At 39.6% G+C, this 16,556-nt stretch carries 10 protein-coding genes and 1 CRISPR repeat array; of the genes, 8 read left to right on the top strand and 2 right to left on the bottom strand.

The features are described 5' to 3' along the window. The first annotated feature begins 135 nt into the window (after positions 1–135). The 8 genes from AC3WS5_RS03870 to cas2 are packed head-to-tail and all read left to right on the top strand — an operon-like array spanning position 136 to position 8,604. A complete protein-coding gene (locus tag AC3WS5_RS03870; protein ID WP_492465915.1) occupies positions 136–2,079 on the top strand; it encodes a hypothetical protein in 1,944 nt (647 codons plus the stop codon). 6 nt (positions 2,080–2,085) lie between these two features. After that, positions 2,086–2,997 (top strand): type I CRISPR-associated protein Cas7, encoded by a 912-nt coding sequence (locus AC3WS5_RS03865; protein ID WP_492465914.1) that lies wholly within the window; start codon positions 2,086–2,088, stop codon positions 2,995–2,997. A 10-nt stretch (positions 2,998–3,007) separates the two neighbouring features. Continuing rightward, the gene (gene cas5b / locus AC3WS5_RS03860; protein WP_492465913.1) at positions 3,008–3,778 is read left to right on the top strand and encodes a type I-B CRISPR-associated protein Cas5b; all 771 of its coding nucleotides are present in this window, start codon (positions 3,008–3,010) and stop codon (positions 3,776–3,778) included. Continuing rightward, the gene (cas3, locus tag AC3WS5_RS03855; protein ID WP_492465911.1) at positions 3,762–6,539 is read left to right on the top strand and encodes a CRISPR-associated helicase Cas3'; all 2,778 of its coding nucleotides are present in this window, start codon (positions 3,762–3,764) and stop codon (positions 6,537–6,539) included. Before cas5b ends, cas3 begins: the two co-directional genes overlap by 17 nt. Beyond that, a complete protein-coding gene (gene cas4, locus AC3WS5_RS03850) occupies positions 6,536–7,063 on the top strand; it encodes a CRISPR-associated protein Cas4 (RefSeq protein WP_492465910.1) in 528 nt (175 codons plus the stop codon). Before cas3 ends, cas4 begins: the two co-directional genes overlap by 4 nt. 5 nt (positions 7,064–7,068) lie before the next feature. Further along, the gene (locus AC3WS5_RS03845; protein WP_492465909.1) at positions 7,069–7,338 is read left to right on the top strand and encodes a hypothetical protein; all 270 of its coding nucleotides are present in this window, start codon (positions 7,069–7,071) and stop codon (positions 7,336–7,338) included. Continuing rightward, positions 7,335–8,339 (top strand): type I-B CRISPR-associated endonuclease Cas1b, encoded by a 1,005-nt coding sequence (gene cas1b, locus AC3WS5_RS03840; RefSeq protein ID WP_492465908.1) that lies wholly within the window; start codon positions 7,335–7,337, stop codon positions 8,337–8,339. The genes AC3WS5_RS03845 and cas1b overlap by 4 nt, the downstream gene beginning before the upstream one ends. Position 8,340: 1 nt before the next feature. Next, positions 8,341–8,604 carry a CRISPR-associated endonuclease Cas2 gene (cas2, locus tag AC3WS5_RS03835; RefSeq protein ID WP_492465907.1) on the top strand — a complete coding sequence of 88 codons (264 nt, stop codon included), beginning with the start codon at positions 8,341–8,343 and terminating at the stop codon, positions 8,602–8,604. A gap of 206 nt (positions 8,605–8,810) precedes the next feature. Continuing rightward, positions 8,811–14,508: direct repeats of the CRISPR family, unit length 30 nt; unit sequence CTTTTAATCGCACCATACAGGAATTGAAAT. A 56-nt stretch (positions 14,509–14,564) separates the two neighbouring features. On the opposite strand, the gene AC3WS5_RS03830 is transcribed toward cas2, so the two are convergent. Both AC3WS5_RS03830 and AC3WS5_RS03825 read right to left on the bottom strand, forming a co-directional pair. Further along, a complete protein-coding gene (locus tag AC3WS5_RS03830; protein WP_492465906.1) occupies positions 14,565–15,080 on the bottom strand; it encodes a PIN domain-containing protein in 516 nt (171 codons plus the stop codon). Between the two features lie 31 nt (positions 15,081–15,111). Further along, positions 15,112–16,191 (bottom strand): helix-turn-helix domain-containing protein, encoded by a 1,080-nt coding sequence (locus AC3WS5_RS03825; RefSeq protein ID WP_492465905.1) that lies wholly within the window; start codon positions 16,189–16,191, stop codon positions 15,112–15,114. Positions 16,192–16,556 lie beyond the last annotated feature (365 nt).

Below are 16,556 nucleotides of genomic sequence, written 5' to 3'. Positions count from 1 at the left end.
ATGAATCTTGAAAGTTTTATCTATTATGTTTTTCATCTGAGAAATGTGAAGCTGAAAAATCATCGGCCCAGAATTATATGGCCGATGATTTTTCAGACGTGGCAACATACATTTATTTAATAAAATGATTCGAAAATGATAAGGGAACTAATAAATTTCACCAGCAGAATTGACGAAGAGTTTAAAAATCTAGGCTCTAAACCCAAAGAGGGCCTACATATTTCAATCAAGAGTTTAGTAACCGAAGATGGCGAAGCCAAAATTGACTCCGAACACTTTCAGTATGAACAATACTCCAAAAATCAAAAAGATCAGACTTCCAGTTTCCTGAGCCACTGTAAACTCTTACATCAAAATGCCTGGTGCATTGATACAAACAAGTGCTTCGATTTACCGACCAAAGCGATTCACACTTGTTCACCCTTTGCCGTTGGTTTCAAAAGAGAACATTTGAAGGGAGGTGCAAAATTTGAAGAAAATAAGAGTAATAAAAAAGCCATTTACCAGCGTTTTGGAGAATATTTTTCGAAGGCATTTACACTTTTCGAAAACGAGGGCGAAAGCGAAAAATACCTATTTTTCGCAAACTTCTTCACAAATAATCATTTCTCACAAATGTTAACAAGAATTGACAATGAACAAACTGGGTCAAGAAATAATCTGCTGGAGAAATACGAACAGCTTAAAAATGAATTCCAAGGCACTAAAGATAGGATACAAAAGGAAACACTAAAAGATAAAATCACCCAAGCAGAACTAGCGCTCTTAAAAGTCAAGCCACTAGAAGATAGCAGCTACATTATATTTTATCTTGATGTTCCCCTTGATTTGTACAAGCAAGTTCACAAAAAGTATTTGGACGATAAACTTTTTAATACAGACAAATACAATACTCCAGCGAATAACGAAGGCCTGATATACGGGACGAGCAATTTTATGAACGGATTCAACAGCAATATGCCCTTCTTGATGCATCAAACAGCCAGTTTTGACATAACCGGAAGAATATCAAATGTAGATGCAAAGCTGTTGAACGATTTGAAAAATATATTCCCAAACAAAATCTTGCCTTGCCCGCTACCCATTTTCATCTACGAGCAAGAAATTATTCAAGACAAAGTCATTAGTATCTTCAAAGACAGCGGCTTTAAATTCGGATACAAAGAGATCATTCAGAAGCTGGTAGAAGATAACAAAATGGACATTGCCAATTACTACTTACTTTTCTGGCAAAACTCCAAGGAAGGTATTGTATTCAAGGATTTCGACTACGTTTCAAGATTTGAATATAAACTCAAGCAACCTTTACTCATTCAAAATCTTTTCTCAATAAAAGAAAAAGGAAAGAATACCGATAAGCACTACTCACTCATGAAAACAATTTTCGAGCTCGAACAACAGGTTTTTAAACCTCTGATTCAAAATAAATATCTCCGTGTTGATTATTTCGGCGAATTGAACAAGGAAGACTATGCAAAGCTAAACAGAACATTCTCTTCCTTTTCAAAATACCGGAAAGCTGTATACGACTTCATTTACAAGTCACAAAAAAACACCATTGACGATAATGTCTTTTATGAAATGGTATTCAATAGCATTTTAGACGATGTTAGCAACATAAATGAATACGGAATTAAAGAGAAGCTCAATATTTGGTATAGTTTATTTGATAATTTTAATCCTAAACGAAAAGAAGACATGGTAAACAAACTAAAAGAATATCAGGACTTTGTCTCCGCCATTATCGCGGAAGATTCGTTGACTGATATTACAGACGAAAAATTTGCTTTTGCTGCGGGGCAGGTGATTGAGTATATTCTAAGCAAAAGCAAGTCGGAAGACAACAGTTACAACCTTCTGGAGCCGTATCTGCAACAATCAAAGTGCAGTGAATTTAAAAAGGCAATAGCGAATGACTTCGGCCGCTACAAACACCAGAATTTCTCCAAAAACTTCGAAAAAGTCGCAGCGTTTATTTTAAGTTATGAAACCGATTCAAATCTCAAACATCTACTACCCCAGATTCTATCGGGCGTTTTCGCGAAAAATCAATTATTCAGTTCAAATTCTAAAAACTAAATCACTATGACAACATTTAACAACCGCGTTTACGGTGCAGCTATCATCAAATCAATAAATTCAAACTATAACGCAGACTTCTCGGGACAGCCACGCAAACTGCCAAATGGGACCATCTACGCTACCGACAAAGCTTTGAAATACTCGATTAGAAACTATTGGAGAAATCAACTATCAGAAAAAGTATTCTACTTTAAGTCCCTAAATGAAGAGATGTCGCCTCGTACCTTAGACGAAACTTATGCTTTTCATTTTGGTGATTTCCAGGAAAAGGAAAAGACCAAATTGAGGCTTGAAGTACTCGGGAATATCCTGAAATGTCTGGATGTGAGGCTGTTCGGTGGCACCTACGCTGGAAAGACCAATATCTCCATCCATGGAACCTGCCAGATCACCCACGGACTAAACAAGTTTGTCGACAATGTTATTTATTCAGAACAAATCATGTCGCCTTTCAAGAACTCGAACGAAGCAAGCGCCGACAGCACAATGACCACATTAGGAACTCAATCGCGCTTACAGGAAGGCCATTACGTTCACCACTTTTCCGTAAATCCAAAAAACATCGATGAAGATGTAGCGCGTGTTGATGTAGAAGGTTTGTCACAAAATGATATCGCTAAACTCAAAGAGGGACTAAGAAAAGGAGCTACTTACTATGATTCTGCCGCCAAAGCAGGAACAGAAAACGAATTATTGTTATGGGTGCAGCTAAAGCCTGAATCCAAAGCAGTCTTACCATCTTTCGTAAGCCTGATCGAAATCAATGAGGAAAAGGAAATAGACTTGTCCAAAGTAAGCGATTTATTAGCGGAAACTCACGTCAAAAGCGAGATAGAAATAATAGAAATATATTACAATAAATCAAATACAAAAGTGTTAAATCAACCGAAAGACGCTATTTTCTATGAACTATAACAATTAGCAGATGAAATTAATATCATTTGATCTAAAGGCAGACTTCGCCTTTTTTAGGAAACCGGACACCAATAACACAATCAATCTTTCTTATAACATTATCCATCGTCCTGCAGTACTGGGCATTTTGGGTGCAATAGTTGGGTTAGAGGGATATCGAGAAAAAGGGAAATTGCCAGAATACTACGAAAAGTTGAAAGGTGTAAGAATTGGCGTAGAGCCGTTGAACCACGATAAAGGAAACTATAGTAAGACCAATATTAAATATTCTAACACGGTAGGTTACGCTAACAAGAGCAATAATTTTCTGACAGAGGAACTGACTCTAATCAACCCAGACTATAGAATTTACTTGCTCTTAGATCTCCAGCAAGCTGAACATGCCCAGCTATACCGTTCCATTAAACAAGGAGAATCGGAATACATTCCCTACCTGGGTAAGAATGAATTCGCGGCTTGGTGGAGTCAAGATTCCGTCAAGGAGTACAGCTACGTTCACAAGGAAATTCTCCCCTACGAAAGTATCAAAATCAAGACAGTCTTTCAGAAAGATATCCTACTTAAGGGAAATACGGAAACAGTGTTTCCTGATCTCTTGAGCCTTGATCTTGGCGAGATAAGTTTCCTTTACTTCGAAAGGCTACCAAAAGATTTCGACCTCGCATTGATGCAATACGATATTATGGAGTTTGCTTTCTCCAATTATAAGATAACTAATGCACATTTGCTCGAAAACTTGATTTTTCTTGAAGAATTTGATGCCTATGTCCAATTACTTTAAGACGGTCACCAGCATTATAAATGAACTCCCCGCTTTAAATGGACTCCTAGAACAGGCAGACATTTATTTTGCCCATTTGCCAAAGATTAATCAAGGCATCCCCAAGGAAACCTTGGAGGAGCATATTACACTGGTAAACCGATATTTTCTGAAATTGGTGAATGACCATGGATTGGAAACAGTTATCGACAATCTGATTCGAGACATCGACAAAAAGGGTTCGATTGAAACACACAATTACATTAAGGAACTCTTCGTAAGTGCAATCGTATTTCATGATTATGGAAAGGTAAACGAGCGCTTTCAATCCGAGAAGATGTTAAATCCCTTGTTTAAACATCAGCTCATTTCGCATAGTCCAATTGGATCAACCCACTCCTCATTAAGCGCGTACCTTTATCTTAGTAAGCATTTAAATGAGATTGCATACGTACACAAATCGAACCCTTTATTAATAACCGCATGCATATACCTTTCCTACTCTATTTTCAAACATCATAGCCGACAATTTCACGATGACAACCTGGATACAACCGCGTTTACCGATTTCAAGGTACGACATAATTTCGAAGACGTCAAAAAGTTCCTGTCGAAATATCTAAAAACATTTGGCTTCAGCATCGACCCGAAAGTTATCCAATTAATCGGGGAACACAAGACTTTAATCGAAAACAAAATACTAAGTACCCAACATTCATATTCATTCTATGCACTCTGCCGATTAAATTTCTCATTACTTACAGCATCCGACTACCTCGCTACTAATGAATATATGAATCAATTCCCGCTAGAACATTTTGGCGTTCTCACAAAAAATAGAATTGACGAAATTCATGATCTCGCGAGTCGCGAAGAATGGCACAATAAGTCCGAAGGAAAAAAAAATTACAATAAACTGGTCTATCGACAAATCGACGGTTATAAGCTTCAAAATCCGCGTTCGGTCAGCGGAAACAACTTGAATATACTCCGGCAAGAAATGGCCATAGAGATTATACGCAATATCCGTAATCACCACGAAAGCAACCTTTTCTACATCGAAGCCCCTACTGGAGGTGGTAAAACCAATTTATCGGCATTGGCGGCGACAGAACTACTGAAAATATACCAGGGGGAGTTCAATAAGGTCTTCTATGTATTTCCTTTTACCACTTTGATTACGCAAACCTATAAATCACTCAAAGAGACATTAGGCTTGAACGATGACGAAATGATCGAGCTCCACTCGAAGGCAAGCATGAAAGCAAATAATACCACTGAAGATGATCAATATGGAGGCGAAAAGCTAAACTACATCAACCACCTCTTTGCCAATTTCCCATTCGTCTTCCTTTCTCACATCCGCTTCTTCGACATTTTAAAGACGAATGAGAAGGAAACTAACTATTTGTTACATCGCTTAGCTAATTCTATAGTTATAATCGACGAACTGCAATCATACAATCCCCAGCATTGGGACAAGATAATCTATTTTATAACGCAATTTGCAGATAAGTTCAATATTAAATTTATATTGATGTCAGCAACACTGCCAAAATTAAACAAGCTAACGGTCATTAAAGACAAAGTGCAGGACTTTGTTTATCTATTGCCCCGAGCAAAAGAACTATACTTTAATAATCCGAACTTTGCCGGACGTGTTTTGTTCAATTTTGATTTATTTGACAGGAAAGACCTGACCTTAGAAGAATTAGCGGATAGGCTAATTCGCGAATCTAAGGCTTATGCCGCAAAAGATTTTGGCGATGCCAAACCGGCAGAAAGCGTCTATACGATCATTGAGTTCATATTTAAGAAGACGACTACAGAGTTTCATCGAATAATCCAGAAAACAGGCTTTTTCGACGAAATATTTGTGCTATCCGGCACTATCCTCGAACACAGAAGACGACAGATTATCAATTTCCTGAAAAACAAATCCAACCGAAGAAAAAAGGTGCTCTTGATAACCACCCAGGTAGTTGAAGCGGGAGTCGATATTGACATGGACTTGGGGTTCAAAGACCGCTCGCTTTTAGACAGTGACGAACAGCTTGCAGGAAGAATTAACCGGAACGTCAATAAGCGAAATTGCACTTTGTTCTTGTTTAATTTTAATAAAGAAGCATTTATATATGGGGACGACCCCCGTCTAAAGCTAACCAAAGACCACATTTCGACTGAAGCGTACGGAGAAATTCTCCAAACAAAGGATTTTGATAGACTATACGATCTCGTAATGAATCAAAGAAATGATTGGAACAGCAAATCCATGGCGGTTAATTTCAGTGATTATGAAGGCAAGATAAATGGATTAAAATTCAAGTCGGTACACGAAGAATTTAAGCTAATCCAAGAAACCAATATTTCCTGTTTTGTACCGGTAAACATTCCTCTGGAGACAGGTGGCGTAGTGGGTGGAGAAAAGGAAGGGAATTTTAACCTAACGGAATTGGGTTTTTTGAGTGAGTACTACGTATTTCCAAACGAAAACAATGAGATAGAGGGAGAAAAAGTGTTTGACATCTACTTAAATTTAATCCACAACAAGCAGGAATACATCCGGCAAAAAACGAGCGAGAAAATCTTACAAGGAATTATGTCAAAGTACGTTTTTTCACTTTTCGCAACTGAAAAGATAAAACGACAAATCATACATTTCTCAGACGGGGAAAAAAGTGAGTTTGGGTACATTTACATTGACCAGTGGAGCGATTTCTACAATACAGAAACCGGGATGCGGGACGATGATTTCAATAGTAACGAAACTCAGTTTTTATGACTATCAACGCCACACTCATAAATCTATATACAGTCTGCCCACGGGAATGTTGGCTTCATGCCAATGGAATTCGGATGGAGCACACTTCGGATATCGTTTATGACGGCAAATTACTCCACGACACCAGCTATCCCCAACGGGCAGAAAAATACAACGAAATAGACATCTCCGCTACTTACAATGAAATTGAACTGTTTGGGAAAATAGATTTTTACGATGCCACAAACCGAATCGTTCACGAGACCAAACGAAGCGATAAGGTAGAAGAAGCTCACAACTGGCAGGTAAAATTCTATATCTGGTTACTGGAAATGAACGGAGTCGAAGGCGCCAAAGCTATCCTGGAATATCCCAGGCTGAGAAAAACTGAGGAGATAATGCTGAGCGAGGCAGACAGGCAGTTCCTGAAAGAAACCGTTTCAAAAATTCAATCATTGATTCACTCAGAAGAGTGCCCGCCAAGGATCAACGCCAAGATCTGCAAAAGCTGTAGCTATTATGAACTGTGCTATATAAACGAATAGATCCAATGGATAAATTCAAAGATAAATACCCGGTTGAATCCGGCAAACCAGAAAATTCGGACTCCGGTTTACGCGGTGTGAACTTTATGGGGCTGTGCCCAAAAGACACAGCTTCCTATTTCATCCATCGTCCAAGTATACAATTGTTTTGGTATGGTGGCCGCTCGCTGGTGGAAAAATATGTTCCGGACAACCGATTGAATTGGCAATTGGATTTACCAAACCTGTCCGCGCAACAAACTATACATTCACAGAAAACGGGTGCCAGTATATGAAAAAGCCGTACTACCTGTTCAATCCCGGCCGGATGAGCCGCAAAGACAATACCCTCAAGTTCACACCTGTGGATGAGGATGGTAATGAGGGGCAACCAAAATATATTCCGGTGGAGGGTGTGGACAACCTGTATTGTTTCGGTGCGCTGGACGCCAACAGTGCTCTCTATAACTTTCTTGGGAAGGAACAGATCAGTGTGCATTTCTTCGATTACTACGAACATTACACGGGCAGCTTTATGCCCAAAGAGTACCTGCTCAGTGGGAGGGTTGTTATTCACCAGGTAAATCACTATACCAGCAAAAAAAAGCGCATAGTGCTGGCCCGAAAATTTGTCGAGGGTGCCGCGTTCAATATGGTCAAGAATCTCCGTTATTACGCCAACCGCGGCAAGGACACCTCGTACCAGATTGAAAATATTGAACAACTGGCCGCTACCCTCCCAACCTATGACGAAGTGGATGCGGTGATGGGCGTTGAGGGAAATATCAGGATGAGCTATTATGAGGCGTTTGATCTTATCATCAACGATTTTGAAATGGGTAACCGAACCAAGCGGCCGCCATCCAATGAAGTCAATGCGCTTATATCATTCATGAATATGATGTGTTATTCGCTTTGTCTGGATATGATTTATCACACGCAGCTAAACCCGACAATCAGCTATCTGCATGAACCTGGAGAGCGCCGATTTTCGTTGGCTTTGGATCTTGCTGAAATATTTAAACCAATCCTGGTTGACAGGACGCTTTTTACTTTGTTGAACAAGAAAATGATTAACCAGCACGATTTTGACAAAAACCTGAACAGGTGCCTGTTAAAAGATAACGCGAAGAAAACAGTCGTGAGAGCTTGGGAAGAACGACTAAACGAAACGATCAAGCACCGTAATCTCGGCCGTAACGTGAGCTACAAGCATCTGGTAAAGCTGGAGTGTTACAAGCTGGTCAAGCATATTCTGGGGCTGGAAGAGTATCATCCCTTTAAATCCTGGTGGTAATATGTATGCGATCCTTGTATATGATATAGAGCAGAAACGCGTGGGAAAAATGCTTAAATTGTGCAGACAGTACCTGAATTGGATTCAAAATAGTGTTTTTGAAGGGGAGATAACGGAGGTGAAGCTGAAGGAACTCATTCACCGCGCGAAGAAAATAATGGACCCCGACTACGATAGCCTGATCGTATTCAAAAGCCGGGAAGAAAAATGGCTGGAGAAGCAGGTGGTTGGCAAGGAGAAAAATGAATTAAACAACTTCATTTGATCGTCGGTGTGGTTGGAATCTGGCTGCGAGGGCAGTTCTTTGACATATTGGAAAATAAAATCAGCTCATAATCAATCAAATATAACGTTGTCGATGTCCGCTTTAGATCTTACAAATGGGCATCGACAACTTTTGTACGTATTTTTTCTTAAATTTACACATGAAAAGCCCTGAATTCAGGGCTTTTTTACCCGTTTTTAAAACGGCTTTTAATCGCACCATACAGGAATTGAAATTGGCTTAGAAATTAATTCCCCGCTATTCTTAGTGGGGCTTTTAATCGCACCATACAGGAATTGAAATTTGTGTATAATCTTTGTCATACTGCATATTTTAGCCTTTTAATCGCACCATACAGGAATTGAAATATATTAGCCCTAACCCAACTCATGCAATGGCGTGACTTTTAATCGCACCATACAGGAATTGAAATCCAAATCAGCCGTCCCGTTCACATCAGGCGCATAAACTTTTAATCGCACCATACAGGAATTGAAATAAGGCTTCGGTAGGCGTGTGGCCTTCCATCGTGATCTTTTAATCGCACCATACAGGAATTGAAATTAGTATCGCCTTGCAAGATTTCGACCGGTGTAGCTCCTTTTAATCGCACCATACAGGAATTGAAATTAAATATTGGTGTGCGCCTTAAACGCGGGGATCGACCTTTTAATCGCACCATACAGGAATTGAAATACGATAGCCATACCAGTAGAAAGACCCTCAAGGAACTTTTAATCGCACCATACAGGAATTGAAATTTATAGAATGCCTGCGCTGCCGTCAATAGCCTGGACTTTTAATCGCACCATACAGGAATTGAAATAAGAAGATGAAAGCTGAAACAATTTATCCAGAAGATCTTTTAATCGCACCATACAGGAATTGAAATATTTTGCGATAGCATGAACAATCCGGATGACCAGCTTTTAATCGCACCATACAGGAATTGAAATTCTGTCAGGGTGTCGATGATGGGGACGGATAATCGGACTTTTAATCGCACCATACAGGAATTGAAATTTCAACGCCGGTTTAAGTGTCGCATTCGGGTACCCACTTTTAATCGCACCATACAGGAATTGAAATTATTGTGTATTATTTATTTTCGTCGCCACCGATTCTTTTAATCGCACCATACAGGAATTGAAATCGTGAAACATAACCAAGACCAAGACCTTTAGACACTTTTAATCGCACCATACAGGAATTGAAATTGTTCTTGCTGGTTCTAACTATTTTAAAACGGAGCTTTTAATCGCACCATACAGGAATTGAAATCCAGCAGCATAATAATATATTTTTTTTCCATAATACTTTTAATCGCACCATACAGGAATTGAAATAGAAAATTAGTGCATCTAACTTTTAGGACCTTCCACTTTTAATCGCACCATACAGGAATTGAAATCGATTCATCCAATTTCGAACTTTTACTTTTTCCACTTTTAATCGCACCATACAGGAATTGAAATTAAGTCTCGTCCACCGCCTCTATTGCTTCCTTAATGCTTTTAATCGCACCATACAGGAATTGAAATCGGATGCTTCCGTTCTTCTTGAGCATAACCTCGCGTCTTTTAATCGCACCATACAGGAATTGAAATGTTTTTCCGTTCTATGGTAAGGCTGATGTTCATAACTTTTAATCGCACCATACAGGAATTGAAATCCTCGGCCCCATTATCCCTAAGTTTCTCGGCGGCGTCTTTTAATCGCACCATACAGGAATTGAAATACGAAATACGGGGATCTGTTCCGGCCACTGCGGCCTTTTAATCGCACCATACAGGAATTGAAATTCTGTTTCAATCCCGCCAACCGCTCTGAATTATCCGCTTTTAATCGCACCATACAGGAATTGAAATTCGGCTCCGGGTGCTGGTTTGCCCGCGTCCCCGGTTCTTTTAATCGCACCATACAGGAATTGAAATTGGAATACCTTATTAATGGTTGGTGTTTCTCTACCTTTTAATCGCACCATACAGGAATTGAAATTTCAATATCGCGTCCTCCAGCTTGTCCATTTCCTCTTTTAATCGCACCATACAGGAATTGAAATTATTTTCCGGCTGGGAACTTTATCGGCACGGCTCGTCTTTTAATCGCACCATACAGGAATTGAAATCAAATCCGGGGAAATATTCTATTTCGGCTCCGTGGCTTTTAATCGCACCATACAGGAATTGAAATATGCTTTCCCTGTCTCGTGCGCATCCAGTATTTTCCTTTTAATCGCACCATACAGGAATTGAAATTCCTTTACGCTTGCTTTCATCAGGAATGATCCGAAACTTTTAATCGCACCATACAGGAATTGAAATATGCCTCGAAATCTACCTCGACCTCCGACACCGGATCTTTTAATCGCACCATACAGGAATTGAAATTTTCCTGCAAAATCACCATATCCGCCACCCCGTCCCTTTTAATCGCACCATACAGGAATTGAAATGGGGATCGGCGGCATACAGTTTATCGACATTAACACTTTTAATCGCACCATACAGGAATTGAAATGTGCTTGGGTCAACCCAAGCACACATCGGCCGTTTGCTTTTAATCGCACCATACAGGAATTGAAATTTGTTGAAAACCAAGCAGAGTTCAGGGGAGGCAGAACTTTTAATCGCACCATACAGGAATTGAAATTTATTTAATTGTTTTAAAATTTCGTCGACAAAAATACTTTTAATCGCACCATACAGGAATTGAAATATAGCTAAGCTCATGATTCCCGCAATGCCTATGCCCTTTTAATCGCACCATACAGGAATTGAAATCCAATTTGACCTGTGCATTAAGGTTGGCTTTGACTCTTTTAATCGCACCATACAGGAATTGAAATTATTCTGGCGCGCATTTATTTCATCCCATTTATCCCTTTTAATCGCACCATACAGGAATTGAAATTACATTAAAAATTTTTAACATGAAAGCAAATAACCTTTTAATCGCACCATACAGGAATTGAAATACAAATCCGCCATATCCATTAAGAACAATAGGGTCTTTTAATCGCACCATACAGGAATTGAAATTCCATATAAAGGGTTACGATATGAAGCACATCTATCTTTTAATCGCACCATACAGGAATTGAAATTCGTTTGCGACATTTACAGAAACCAGGCATGTTACACTTTTAATCGCACCATACAGGAATTGAAATAAGAGAAAATAAGATATGAGCAAAGCAGACTTAGCACTTTTAATCGCACCATACAGGAATTGAAATTTGCAGGTGGTGTTGACGGAAAAGGGGTGGCGAGGCTTTTAATCGCACCATACAGGAATTGAAATAAAGGGTATGACGTTCTGGACTCCGCAGAAACTTTCTTTTAATCGCACCATACAGGAATTGAAATCTGTTTAATTCCACGTCCAACTGCGCCGGTGCGTCTTTTAATCGCACCATACAGGAATTGAAATCCAAAATCCCCAAATCACTCGGCTTGATCTTCCTCTTTTAATCGCACCATACAGGAATTGAAATCTAATTCAAAGAACTACAACAGGTCAGGCTAAAGCCGCTTTTAATCGCACCATACAGGAATTGAAATGCAATTGGTAAATTTGCAATACCTGACATAAAGGCCTTTTAATCGCACCATACAGGAATTGAAATAGCGTTAAATCCGGCCTGCCGTCAGCCCAGATTCCACTTTTAATCGCACCATACAGGAATTGAAATTTATAAAAAAAAATATATGGGTTTTTTATTATACTTTTAATCGCACCATACAGGAATTGAAATTTATAAAAAAAAATATATGGATTTTTTATTATACTTTTAATCGCACCATACAGGAATTGAAATGGACTAAACGAAACGTTATTGTGCGCCCTGATGGCCTTTTAATCGCACCATACAGGAATTGAAATTAATAAACGATCAGTTCATCTACCTCTTCAAAAGCTTTTAATCGCACCATACAGGAATTGAAATAGAGACATACATGATTGTTTTAGTTGGTTATTAAACTTTTAATCGCACCATACAGGAATTGAAATCAAAGCGATGAAGGAGGGTAATGTAATCTTGCGTAACTTTTAATCGCACCATACAGGAATTGAAATCATTCTGTGACTGCCTCTCCTGTTAATAAACCTAAACTTTTAATCGCACCATACAGGAATTGAAATTATCCAGAAATATGGTTATCCTATTCCTAAAGATGCTTTTAATCGCACCATACAGGAATTGAAATTTGCTAGTAGTTTTATTTGTTAGTAAAGATTTGCCTTTTAATCGCACCATACAGGAATTGAAATATGAAACTCTTATTCAAAGCCGGAGCAGCCGTAAACTTTTAATCGCACCATACAGGAATTGAAATCCGACATTAACCGCAACACCATGCCCAGCCATTGCCTTTTAATCGCACCATACAGGAATTGAAATTCGATTGTTATGCCAAAGAACGTGGCAATTATCTCTTTTAATCGCACCATACAGGAATTGAAATTAGGTTTGGGCATTGAAATCCGCATGAGCTGCTTTCTTTTAATCGCACCATACAGGAATTGAAATCCGTTGATGCTGGTGCTGACCGGAGACCGTCAGGGACTTTTAATCGCACCATACAGGAATTGAAATATGAGCCATTAGAGAGCGACCTAATGCAGACGATTCTTTTAATCGCACCATACAGGAATTGAAATTGAAGACCGCGGACGGGGAATCGCTGGGAGGCCGCAGCTTTTAATCGCACCATACAGGAATTGAAATTAATATCTTTTTATTTTCTGAATCCGGCCATCAGTCTTTTAATCGCACCATACAGGAATTGAAATCCGATAGTATTACGGACAGCGAATACGTTCCCGATCTTTTAATCGCACCATACAGGAATTGAAATGCAGCAATGACGGCGATCGGCAGCACCGTTAAAGCTTTTAATCGCACCATACAGGAATTGAAATATACTATTTCCGAATATTCGGTTTCCTTTATGCCTCTTTTAATCGCACCGTACAGGAATTGAAATATTTACTGGAGCCGAAACTTTCGGTGAATGTTAACCTTTTAATCGCACCATACAGGAATTGAAATAGTCCTTTGACGGGTTCAGATGTGCGTACCGCTACTTTTAATCGCACCATACAGGAATTGAAATAGCAAACAGATAAGCCTATCACGAAAGAACGGGCAACTTTTAATCGCACCATACAGGAATTGAAATCATTAACCCAAACTGGATGGGAGGCTGGGAGGCTATCTTTTAATCGCACCATACAGGAATTGAAATCAGGCGGATGCGAATGACCAGGCTTATAACGCTGCCTTTTAATCGCACCATACAGGAATTGAAATAGCGGGGAGAGCGGGAGCAGTTGGACGGGTTGGCCCTTTTAATCGCACCATACAGGAATTGAAATGGTGCATAAATGTTGATATTGATATCAGCTACCTGAATCTTTTAATCGCACCATACAGGAATTGAAATCTTTTTTCTATTTCAAACCCGATGCCTGCTTTTACTTTTAATCGCACCATACAGGAATTGAAATGGAACTGGAGAGACAATTCAGGGGATGCTCCACGAACTTTTAATCGCACCATACAGGAATTGAAATTCCACTGTGTCGAAATCCTTGCCGTCGCTTTCTTTCTTTTAATCGCACCATACAGGAATTGAAATAATATTTCCTCCGCGCCCTCGATCCGCGCAATCTCCTTTTAATCGCACCATACAGGAATTGAAATAGAAAGTTATCCAGCACCGCATCGCGGACATTCGCCTTTTAATCGCACCATACAGGAATTGAAATAATTGGGTATTAGCCGATGTTCAGGACGCCACGGCTTTTAATCGCACCATACAGGAATTGAAATTTATTTATGGCGGCAGCAAATGCACCTTGACCCGTCTTTTAATCGCACCATACAGGAATTGAAAATGATCTAATGTTACGAATTATAAAAAGGCCCAATGGCAATTGGACATTAAGATAAGCTATTCACCTGCCCACTTCTTCAACCGCTTTTCCATTTCCGTCACCAACTCCCGGTTATTTTGAAACACAATATTGGTTTGAATTAATCGTTGAAGTTTGGCAGATGCTTCTTTCAAACTTAACAACTCGCTCTCTACCAAACAGTCAAAAATCCAAAGCATTCCGTGATAGTCGATGGAGCGCCTTTTGGCGGTGTTGCGTACTACTTTGTCGCTGCTTAAAATAATCGCATTATTTTTTTCTGCAAAGTATAGCACGGAACAATCACTTTCAGAGAGTGACTGTGGGTAATTGTTGGAACGAATGGTTTCTTTATCCACTTCCGCAGCAATATGAATGGTAAGCCGACTGGTGGAACAATACACTTGTAACAGCTGCCGTTGTTCTGTAATCATTTCATTCATCACATCAATGGTCGTATGTACTTCCAGCTTCAGGGCAAAAAAATGTGTAACCAGTTGCAGCTCACAGAGGTCAATAAATATGCAGGCATCGGTTATGGCAACTTTCTTCATGGCAGAACAATTCGCAAGCCCAAAGTTAACATTAAAATACCATCAAAAAATCCTTCTTGAAATCTGCCAGTTTCTGATTTTTTAACGCCGCCGCTTTACTCATGGATATTTGTTCTTCTGCCAATGCGCGCAGTAACAACTGGTCAAACCGGTTTGATTTTTCTTCACCGGTATAATCCACAGGCTCATCCACTTTCCACCCATTGTTGTTCATCATAAAAAAGAACTGTTTTGAATAATGCTCGTTTATAATGCCACAAACTTTTGCGCGCATGACGATGGCTTGCATAGATATACCGTACTGGGACTTTATGTGCCCCAGCTCCTGCATATACAGGCGGTTGCGGTGGCTACCCAGCTCCTGTTTAATAGCATTTTCCGGCAACAACACAGCTCCCGCAAACTGGTGACAAAGAGTTTCGATCTGCTTATTGGTAAGCTCCTCATCAAATTTTAATAGCAAATGTCCAAGCTCGTGCAGCAGGGTAAAACGGATGCGATCAGGTTTCACAATTTTACGGCTGTTATATGCAACCACCGGAATAGTCTTATTTACGGTAGTCTGCAATCCATCAAAGCCCATTTCCGCATCTAGTGGCACAACCTTTATATGCTTGTCCTCCAACAGTTCGACTATGTTATAAATAGGACCAAAACCTAGCTTCCAGGTAGTGCGCAGCTTATCCGCTGCCTCATTTACATCTTTACATTCTTTTATCTCTCTAAACTCCTGAAGCGGGTTTTTAAAGTTCACAGGTAATGCCAGTATTTCTTCCAGCTCCAGGTACCGGCCGAGGTATTCACGGGTTTGCTCAATAATACGGTCATCTTCTTTTGAAGCAAGGCTCTTCAACTTGCGGTATTCCACCTCCCCAATTTCGACGTTGGTAGTACGGGTAAAAAAATCGGGGCGCACGTTCAGCGCCTCGCTCAGCCACCCGGTAATTTCGCTATCCGGTATCACCTCGCCTTTTTCGTAACGGTGTAACGATTGTTTGCTAAGTGGATGGCCGTTCGCTTTAAGCACATCCGCCAGATCTTGCAAAGAAAAACCATTGAGCAGGCGAGCCGACTTAAAGTGGATAGCAAATAAGTTTACAATACTGCTCATAATGAATCATTCAAGATAGTAACAAAATCGATATCAAAAGTCTAAGCATATTACAGCTTACGGGAATCAAATAAATTGGAGAAGTCGCGCCCTCTTGTTTTTTTTCGTACTGCGAAGGTAAAAGTCTTTTCTCAAGTAGACAAATTAAAGTTATGACTTTGTTGTTATGTGGCCATTTCGTAACTGTGTTATACAAAATGTCTTTTTGCCACCAGGGTTAAATTTCCTGATAAAAGCAACTTTTGACTGTAGCAGATCAGTCCGGCCACCCACATCTTCATGCGATTTATTCAAGAAAATCTGCCTTTTCTTATACAAAAAACACATAATTTCAAAAAACCTCAACAAATCTTTGGTATTTGTGT

This window comes from Niabella sp. CPT15-335-S11, from assembly GCF_058792415.1.
The sequence above is the reverse complement of the archived record's forward strand: the minus strand, read 5'-3'. Positions and strand labels throughout refer to the sequence as shown.